Here is a 781-nt window from a genome sequence, read left to right as displayed (position 1 = left end):
GGGGTCAGTTGAAGATACGTGTAAAAAGTGATCACGCGGCGTTTTGGAACGGCATCCGGTCGGGATTGAGCGGTTCGGGGATGTCGTCCATGTCGAGGACGTAGCGACCGAAGCGTCGGATGTGCTCGCGCGTGTAGGGGCTGATGGCGGCGACGAGGTCGGGCGTGACGGGGTGATCGTCGTCGGCCATGCCAGTCAGCACTGTGGTGAGATCGGCGACGTTGGAAAGCATGATCGCGTTGGCGACGAGGCTGGCGTATTTGATCTGCTTTTCCTGCTCGACGGGATCGGCGCTTTTGACGACGGCGCCGCCGAAGGAGATCCAGTCGAGGAAATCGTTGTAGCTCTCGATCTTGGTGGTTTCGGCGCGAATGGTGCGCCGGGTCTGCGGATCGGAGATAAAGCGCAACAAAAACAGCGTGCACTCGACGCGGCCGAGTTCGCGGAACGCTTGGTACAGGCGGTTCTTGCGGTTGCGCGAGCCGAGCTTTCGCAGCAGCATCGACGGCGTGACCAGTCCGGCCTGGATGGAGAGCACGACCTGCATCATGTCCTGCCAATGCGTCTCGATCAGCGGCCAGTCGATCTCGCGCGTGAAGAGCGGATCGATATGCCGGTACCGGGTCGATCCGGACGGCCGGTAGAAGGCGACGTCGGCCCAGGTGCGCATGCGCGGCATCAGGGTGATGTCGAGAAATCTGCTGAGTCCAAAAACCGGCTCGCTCTGGCCCTGGGTATCCGCGTGCAGGGTATCCGGCTGAAGCTGCGACCGGTTCTTGAG

General features: G+C 61.8%; 1 protein-coding gene. It reads right to left on the bottom strand.

All coding sequences use genetic code 11. From position 1 onward, the window contains the following. Nucleotides 1-31: 31 nt before the first annotated feature. On the bottom strand, nt 32-781 hold a 750-nt coding region (locus VQ044_RS25405; protein WP_331827914.1), incomplete at its 5' end, for a Tn3 family transposase.

The sequence above is a fragment of the Aurantimonas sp. C2-5-R2 genome (assembly GCF_036549495.1).
Lineage (GTDB): Bacteria > Pseudomonadota > Alphaproteobacteria > Rhizobiales > Rhizobiaceae > Aurantimonas > Aurantimonas coralicida_A.
Note: the sequence above shows the minus strand (reverse complement) of the source record. Positions and strands in the feature narration are given on the sequence as shown.